General features: G+C 60.4%; 1 protein-coding gene and 1 pseudogene. Both read right to left on the bottom strand.

The window, feature by feature from the left end:
- Positions 1–24: 24 nt before the first annotated feature.
- Positions 25–438, bottom strand: a pseudogene (locus tag ACFQDM_RS15660) (IS5 family transposase); the annotation flags it as partial.
- A 72-nt stretch (positions 439–510) separates the two neighbouring features.
- The gene (locus tag ACFQDM_RS15655; RefSeq protein WP_377380632.1) at positions 511–774 is read right to left on the bottom strand and encodes a transposase; all 264 of its coding nucleotides are present in this window, start codon (positions 772–774) and stop codon (positions 511–513) included.
- Positions 775–849 lie beyond the last annotated feature (75 nt).

Genomic DNA, 849 nt, shown 5'->3' with positions numbered 1-849 from the left:
CCTAGGCTCCAGTCTCGTTAATTTTCAAAGCCAGAAGATGACAGTTGCGGCGAGAGCGATGGCGGACAGAAAGCCCTTCGGGCACTTGTCGTAGCGGGTCGCGACGCGGCGCCCGTCCTTGAGCCTGCCGGACATGATCTCGATACGATTGCGCCGCTGGTAGCGGCGTTTGTCGTATGTGACGGGCTTGCCTCGGGACTTCCGGCCAGGAATGCAGGGCGTGATGCCCTTGTCCTGCAATGCTTCACGATACCAGTCGGCGTCATGGCCCCGATCGGCCAATAGCCATCCGGCCTCGGGCAGATTGCTCAGCAGGGCCGCCGCGCCGGTGTAGTCGCTGACCTGACCGGCTGTCATGAAGAACTTGATCGGGCGGGCGTTCGCGTCCATGACGGCATGCAACTGGTGTTCATGCCACCCTTCGTCCGCCCAATCAGCCTGCCACGCCCCCCTTTTTCAACCGCAGGCTTGAAGCTGTGCGGTGCGCCTAGAGATAGGTGGCGTCAATCATCACTGTCTTCCGGTCGGCGGCTTCGGAACCTCCATCATCCGGGCGAAAGCACCCATGTCGCTCCAGCGCTTCCATCGGTTGTAGAGGGTCTTCGGTGGGCCACACTCTGGCGGCGCATCGGACCAACGCAAGCCATTACGATTGATGAAGATTATCCCGCTCAAGACCCGCCGATCATCGACCCGTGGGTGGCCATGGCTCTTTGGAAAGAACGGCCGCAGTCGCGCCATCTGCTCGTCACTCAGCCAAAAAAGATTGCTCATCATGCCCCCATCAGTTCGGGAGCGTGAAACACGCCGGCAAGAGGGTCGAAACCCGATTAATGGGTCCTGACACTA

This window comes from Ponticaulis profundi (assembly GCF_042659465.1).
GTDB lineage: Bacteria > Pseudomonadota > Alphaproteobacteria > Caulobacterales > Hyphomonadaceae > Ponticaulis > Ponticaulis profundi.
Note: the sequence above shows the minus strand (reverse complement) of the source record. Positions and strands in the feature narration are given on the sequence as shown.

Excerpts from the sequence above, each read along its gene's own strand:
- ACFQDM_RS15655 (WP_377380632.1), bottom strand. The coding sequence starts at position 774 with ATGAGCAATCTTTTTTGGCTGAGTGACGAGCAGATGGCGCGACTGCGG.